The organism is Arthrobacter sp. UYEF20 (assembly GCF_040546335.1).
In the GTDB taxonomy this organism is placed as follows: Bacteria; Actinomycetota; Actinomycetes; order Actinomycetales; family Micrococcaceae; genus Arthrobacter.
This window is the reverse complement of sequence record NZ_JBEPNP010000025.1, coordinates 41,683-48,271: the sequence shown is the minus strand read 5'-3', so window position 1 is coordinate 48,271 and position 6,589 is coordinate 41,683. Positions and strand designations below refer to the sequence as shown.

The window sequence follows — 6,589 nt, the reverse complement described above, 5'->3', positions numbered from 1 at the left end:
CAGCGCTGCCGAACCCACTACGCGGCGAATCTGATGTCCCTCACACCCAAGACCTCCTGGCCCTGGGTGAAAACCCTGCTGCACAGTGTTTACGATCAGCCCGACGCGGACGCCGTGCACGCCCAGTTCGACCGCGTACTGCGCGCCCTGGAAGAGAAGCTGCCCAAGGTCGCGGACCACCTCGAAACCGCCCGCGCCGACGTGCTCGCCTTCACGCCGTTCCCGAAGGGCCTCTGGCGCCAGGTGTGGTCCAACACCCGCAGGAACGCCTGAACCGGGAGATCCGCCGCCGCACCGACGTGGTCGGGATCTTCCCCGACCGGAACTCGTTGATCCGCCTCGTCGGCGCCGTTCTGGCCGAGCAACACGATGACTGGATCGAAGCCCGCCGCTACCTCAGCCTGGACCTCATCCAACAGGCCCAGACCATCGGCAGCACGACCACAGAGGAGGCAGCGAACACCCCAGAACTGGCGCTCAGCGCCTAAACAAACCAAAGATCACGCGGCAACCGCGTTACACCACGCATTTGGACTTGACCCCTTGGCCTGAAGGTTGAATTGTTCTAGCTTCTGGGTGGAGATCGGCCGGATATGGCCTGATCGGTCTGGTTGCCGTGGATAGGGTGACAGGCATGGAACCAGTTCTGAAGTATGCGCGGCGTTGGGGCGCCCCTGTGGTGGCCGGCGTTTTCTTTGCCCTGTGGTGTGTGGCTGAAGCTGGCCGGATGGGACCCAACGGGGGTCATTGGGGTCCAGGAAGTTTGGATACCTGGGAAGGCACCTGGCCGCTGGTGCTGATGACGTTGGCGATAGCGGTGGCCGTCTGGCTGCCAGTGGTTTCCCTAGCGCTCACTGCCCTGTTGCTCATCGGCCAGCTCGCTCACCTGATTCCGCCCATGTACGCCAACTACTGGGCGATCTACATTGGCTCCTTCATCGCGCTGGCCTTTATCGCGTGGACCACGCAGGGACGGATGCGGTTGGCCGCTGCCGGCGCGAACGTGCTCTTCGCTTCCGTCATGACGTTCCTCATGCTGTCGTGGAGGTACGGTGCGGGAGTGGGGTGGTTCAGCCAAATTGGCGGGGACAGCGGGATCCTTCTTCGGAACGGCTGGCAGCTATTTGCCTTGCTGTTGATGATCGCTGCTGCATGCTTCACCCTGGGTCTGCTGCTGTCGCTGTATCAGGAAAGAGGCAGCCTGTTCCGCGCCCGCGACCTGGCGGAGAGGACCCTGCAGGCGACCGAGGTCGATCTAATCGTGGAACAGGAACGGACGCGCATCGCCCGGGATCTTCATGACGTCCTTGCCCATTCTCTGGCTGTTATCGCGGCGCAGGCAGACGGCAGCCGGTATTTGAGTAAGGACCAGCCAAAAGCAGTCCTGGGTGCCCTGGAAAACATCGCAGGGTCCGCAAGGACGGCGTTAGTGGACGCCCAACGGGTCATCGAAGGGGTCCGTGGTGACGGTATGGCCGTCCCACAGCCGCAGTTCAGTGATGTTGAGGGTCTGGTTGAGGGGTTGCAGCGTGGCAGTCTAAAAATTCAGACCAGTGAATCCGGAACCCGCATGGAGCTTTCGCGGGGACAGCAGGTCGCGGTCTTCCGCATTGTGCAGGAATGCCTGACGAATGCTCTTAAGCACGGCGGGCGTGGCACGGCGGTCCGTCTGCACTTCGATTGGACCGGACCTGGACTCACGGTGCACGTTGCCTCGGAAGTTGCCTCCGGCAAACACGGTCAGCCGGTGGTTGCCGGTCCACAGCGCCTTGGACGGGGTCTGCCTGGCATGCGGGAGCGTGCCCATTTGGCCGGCGGGTGGCTAACTGCAGGACCGGACGGCGAACAGTTCCGCGTCACCGCATTTATCCCTTACCTGGCAGACGTTGACGACCCCGCAGGCGAAAACACCGTCCTAGAGCACCCTGTGACGCATAACGACCTTGAAGTGGCGGCCGCAGGAAACACCGACCGCAATGACTGAAACCGCAACGCAAATTAGCGTCGCGTTGGTCGATGACCAGCCGCTGTTCCTGGCCGGTATCCGGATGCTCATTGAAAGCCAAAGCGATATGCAGTTCTCCGGCCAGGCCGCGGACGGGGAACAGGCGGTGGCACTAGCAGCCGAAAGACGTCCGGATGTGATGCTCATGGACCTGCGCATGCCTGTCATGGACGGAGTCGCCGCCACCCGCCAAATCATCAGCGACGCGGACGCGTGTAACTCTGACAGGCCCCGGATAATTGCGCTTACTACCTTCAACCGCGATCACGCCGTTCTGGATGCAGTCCAGGCCGGGGCGAGCGGATACCTGCTCAAAAGCGCCGAACCCGAATTCCTGCTCGCAGCAATCAGGACCGTTCATTCCGGCTACTCAGTCATAGCCCCAGGATCCGTGCACTCGCTGTTCGAACACGCCGCCAGCCGCGGTCCTAGTGTGGGTCCGGATCTCTCGGTGCTGGACGTCCTCTCGGTCCGTGAACGGGATGTGTTTCTCCTAGCCGCCAAAGGACTCAGCAACAGGGACATAGCCGAAGCCTTGTTCGTTTCCGATGCGACAGTGAAAACACACTTACGAAGCGTCCTAGACAAGCTGGCTCTGCGCACCAGACTGCAACTGATTGCGTTCGCTTACGAACGCAGACTCTTGGGCGACTGAAGGAGTGCGGGACCAGCGTTCTACGACGGAGACGTCCGCTGGAGGATCCCTATCCGAACGGATCGTCTGCGGTGAAGAACAGGATCCGGCAGGAACGTCACGATCGCCTCGGAACACAGCGCCACGAGATCCTTTGGTGGCCCGAAGCCCGCGCGGATTCGACGTCGGGCACTCAGCGCCTGGTCTCGTACCTGGTAAGGACCACACCGTCGGGAAACGTCCGGGTCTCCACCAGGCTCAGGTTCACCCAGTTGTCCAGGGCTGTGAAGAACGGCGTGCCGCCGCCCACCAGGACCGGATGGGTGACGAGCGCGTACTCGTCGATCAGCCCGGCCCGCATGGCCGCCGCGGCGAGTGTGGCACCGCCGATGTCCATGGGGCCGCCGTCGTCGGCCTTGAGCCGGGTGATCTCGGTGACCGCGTCGCCGGTGACCAGGCGGGTATTCCAGTCGACCGTGCTGGTCGTCGAGGAGAACACCACCTTCGGCATGTCCCGCCAGCGGCGGGCGAACTCGACCTGCGCCGGTGTGGCGCCAGGCTGCTGGTCGGCGGTCGGCCAGTGGGAGCTCATCGTCTCCCACAGTTTGCGCCCGTACAGCGCCAGGCCCGTCGCCCCCACCCGGTCGGACCACCATTGGAACAGCTCGTCGCTCGGTACGCTCCAGCCGAGGTCGTCGCCGGGCGCGGCGATGTAGCCGTCCAGGCTCAGGTTCATGCCGAAGGTCAGTTTGCGCATGGCGTCAGTCTCTCATCCAGTCAGCTGTTGTTGGAGGGCAATTCGGGAGCTCTGCCGCTAGGCGGGGGGCAACGTCATGGGTAAGAGGTGTCACTCCGAGGGCTGGTTGCGTGAGTCTTTCCTTTGCTGCCGCCACAGCCGGGCCATCCGTACAGTCAGCACCAGTGATATCAGCCCGGATATCAGTGACAAGACGTTGACGACGGCACCATCAGCGTAGGTTGCTGCAATGACCAATAGGCTAAGAGCAGTCGGAGCAAAAGCGACCGTGAGGGCGGGGATAAGCCACTTAGGCGTCCCGGGTGGGATTCGACGACCGTTACCGCTGCCGGACTCTTCAAGTGTCATCAGGCGTAGCTTAGCCCTCAGCGCAAGTGGTGCATACCATCCTGTCTAGTGAACGTGTCGACTGGGGAACCTCTACCGGGACGGTTTTCGGTCTAGTCCATGAATCGCCCGCAACGAAGGACCTACCGGATTCTCGCAGTTCGTGGTTCAGTTCAATCATGCCGTTTGAATCATCAAAATGACCGGCTGGCCTCCTAGCGGAGCAAGTCCTGAGGTGAAGCGCAGACCCCGTCGCCTCATTTACTGGAGCAAGCTTCCGAAGATAATCGTGCCAGTCTTTGCTCTGCTTCTGGCGGGGTGCGCTGCGTCGCCGTCGGATTCGTTCCGTCGTTCCTCCAGCGGCGACGGCTCCTGGAACGTCGGCGCAAGTCATCCCAGATAAAGAGCAGTTGTTTCTAATGACCTGCCGGCCTCGCAGCTTGGGATGAGACTCTTGCCAGGTTCGACGGAAAAAGACGCGGTACGTATTGCCGAATGCCTTGCCCGGACTCTCACCAGTGGAGAGATATGGATTTCTTCGCCCAGTTAAGTTCAACGAAGCAGGAGCGAAGAGGTACCCGAAACGGGGATGTCCGGAAGCGGAACCTTTAGCGGGCGATCTCACTCTTGCTCCTGCTGTTGGCTAGTCCGCGGTAATGCGGAGTCTGTTGGTTGGCCCGACTGTCAGCTCGGCTCGGCCGCCAATGGGCAGCGTGATCTGCGGCTGTGTGTGTCCGAAGTCAGCATTGGCCAGGACGGGAAGCCCTCTGAGGCCCGGCTGGGTCCTGACGATTTGCTCCAGAAGGTCCCGGGTCATCTGGCTTGCCCGCTGGAAGCGGCCAATGACCAGTCCCGTGATACCTCTGGCATCCGGCACCTGCAAAAGGGAGGTCAGGTCACGGGCGAACGTTGCCGGATGACTCTCGTAGTCATCCTCAAGGAAGAGCAGCGCACCATCGAGGGCCGGCATGTGAGGCGTCGCCTGGAGCAGATTAAGCGTGCATAGATTGCCGCCGACGACGCGGCCGGACGCCGTGCCCGGCTGGAGCGCCCACCAGCCGTCTCCGGCGAGAGTGTTCCGGTTGTCCTGGTCAAGAAACCAATCGTCGTCGGTCCACAATTCGGAAGGTTTCAAGTCCAGGGGCCGGTTGTCCAGGAGGGTTTCAATGAACCACTGTCGAGTTTGCTCGAAATGGTCTCTCATTCCAAAGCTGGACCAGTGTGGGCCGGAGTAAGTCACCAGTCCGGTGTGGGCGAGGATGGCGTTCTGCAAGGCCGTGATATCCGAGTAGCCGCACAGGATCTTTGGATTGGCCGCAATCATGTCCCAGTCCAGGTAGGGAAGTAGTTCGTTGCTGTTGAACCCACCAATGACGGTGAGGATACCTGCCACCTCTGGGTCCGCGAAAGCAGCGTGAATGTCAGAGACTCTGGACTCAATCGAGGAGGAGTCAAGGCTGTCACGTTCGTCCACGTGGGACCCGTACGAGATGCGCAGTTCCATCTGAGCGAACCGTTGCTCGATCAGGGCGCTGTGGTCATGTTCGGCTACCATTGCCCGGCTCCGGGCCGGCGCGACAACTCGGATCAAATCGCCGGGCATGAGTTTCGGAGGATATGTGACATTCATGTCAGGGACGCTAACGTGCAATGCCTTCCGAGGCCAACCGTCGGACAGGGCAGACCCCGGATGCCGCAACCACCGCCCCGGGCTAAATAAGCAGTACCGTAAGCCGATCCTCAAGCGGGCGCTAAGGGATGATGCGTTGGTTACGGAGGTCCTGGAAGATGTCCATGAACATGTCCTCGGTGCTGACGTATTCATGGAAGCCGGCGCGGCGGGATTTGGAGCTGTCGGACAGGACGTCGTAGTCCCAGGCGAAGACGAAGTCCCCGAAGCTCCAGGAGGAGACGTCTTTGTAGGGAACCGGTTGAAGGTCGTGCGTGTGCACCATGGTGTGCCAAAGCTCTTGCTTGTCGTCCATGATGGTGGCCAGGGACATGGGCAGGGGTGGGGCAGTGTCGAGGTCGAAGAACGCTGCAATCTTGGGCCACATGCTGTCCCAGCGGAAAAGGTCGCCGTTGGTGATGTTATAGGCCTGATTGGCGCAGCTGGGCTCGGTTGCTGCCCAGACGGTGGCCTTCGCAAGGAGGCCAGCGTCGGTCATCTCGATGAGGCTGGTGTAGGCGCCTGGCTTGCCCGGGAACCGCAAGGGGATACCGAGTTCCTTGCTAATGGACGCGTAGACGGCGATCACCATCGCGAGGTTCATGGGATTGCCGAGCCCGATCCCGCACACCACGGATGGGCGTAGGGCTGACCAGGTCCAGGTTTTGCCGTCTTGCTGGGCTTCGAGGAACTGCTGCTGGTCGACATTGAACTCCGGCGGCATATGCGCAGGAGCGTCCTCCCTCGCCGGGGTTGCAAAAGGCCCGAGGTGTGCCCCATACACCTTGTATCCCTGCATGAGCGACACATGCTCGAGGTGTGGTGCCACGGCCTCGATCGTCTCAACGACATTCATGAGCATCACCAGATTCGGAGCCACCAACTCAGCCCACGTGGGGCGATCCTGGTATGCGGCATAGAACACGTGCGTCGCATCCGAGAGCCCGGACAATTTCGCCTCTGCGTCACCCCGGTCAAGCAGATCTACCGCGATGTGCCGAACGCGCCCATTGTCCACTCCGCCGCGTCGGGAAAGCCCTATGACATCCCAGTTCCCGAGCTGTTCAAGGTGCGCTACCAGCTTCCCGCCGATAACACCGCGCGCCCCCACCACTACCGCTGTCTTCGTACCCATACCCGCCCCTAATCGCGATATCGTTAATTACCGATCTAATGTGTATCACGGTATCGAAAGAT

At 61.3% G+C, this 6,589-nt stretch carries 5 protein-coding genes and 1 pseudogene; 3 read left to right on the top strand and 3 right to left on the bottom strand.

Annotated elements, in window-relative coordinates; all coding sequences use genetic code 11:
- From ABIB26_RS20545 to ABIB26_RS20535, 3 genes and pseudogenes are all read left to right on the top strand, one after another.
- Window positions 1-488: pseudogene (locus tag ABIB26_RS20545) on the top strand (transposase); the annotation flags it as partial.
- A gap of 275 nt (window positions 489-763) precedes the next feature.
- On the top strand, window positions 764-1,984 hold the full coding sequence (locus tag ABIB26_RS20540; protein WP_354247480.1) for a sensor histidine kinase: 1,221 nt from the start codon (window positions 764-766) through the stop codon (window positions 1,982-1,984).
- The gene (locus ABIB26_RS20535) at window positions 1,977-2,660 is read left to right on the top strand and encodes a response regulator (protein ID WP_354247477.1); all 684 of its coding nucleotides are present in this window, start codon (window positions 1,977-1,979) and stop codon (window positions 2,658-2,660) included. Before ABIB26_RS20540 ends, ABIB26_RS20535 begins: the two co-directional genes overlap by 8 nt.
- 172 nt (window positions 2,661-2,832) lie before the next feature.
- Here the strand turns inward: ABIB26_RS20535 and ABIB26_RS20530 are convergent, their stop codons facing one another.
- From ABIB26_RS20530 to ABIB26_RS20520, 3 genes are all read right to left on the bottom strand, one after another.
- Complete coding sequence (locus tag ABIB26_RS20530) at window positions 2,833-3,396, bottom strand: dihydrofolate reductase family protein (protein ID WP_354247474.1); 564 nt, start codon at window positions 3,394-3,396, stop codon at window positions 2,833-2,835.
- A 970-nt stretch (window positions 3,397-4,366) separates the two neighbouring features.
- Window positions 4,367-5,326, bottom strand: a complete 960-nt coding sequence (locus ABIB26_RS20525) for a S66 family peptidase (RefSeq protein WP_354247472.1) — start codon at window positions 5,324-5,326, stop codon at window positions 4,367-4,369.
- 148 nt (window positions 5,327-5,474) lie between these two features.
- Window positions 5,475-6,527 carry an SDR family oxidoreductase gene (locus ABIB26_RS20520; protein WP_354247469.1) on the bottom strand — a complete coding sequence of 351 codons (1,053 nt, stop codon included), beginning with the start codon at window positions 6,525-6,527 and terminating at the stop codon, window positions 5,475-5,477.
- Window positions 6,528-6,589 lie beyond the last annotated feature (62 nt).

Coding starts and splice junctions, on each gene's coding strand:
- ABIB26_RS20535 (WP_354247477.1), top strand. CDS start 1,977: ATGACTGAAACCGCAACGCAAATTAGCGTCGCGTTGGTCGATGACCAG.
- ABIB26_RS20530 (WP_354247474.1), bottom strand. CDS start 3,396: ATGCGCAAACTGACCTTCGGCATGAACCTGAGCCTGGACGGCTACATC.
- ABIB26_RS20520 (WP_354247469.1), bottom strand. CDS start 6,527: ATGGGTACGAAGACAGCGGTAGTGGTGGGGGCGCGCGGTGTTATCGGC.
- ABIB26_RS20525 (WP_354247472.1), bottom strand. CDS start 5,326: ATGCCCGGCGATTTGATCCGAGTTGTCGCGCCGGCCCGGAGCCGGGCA.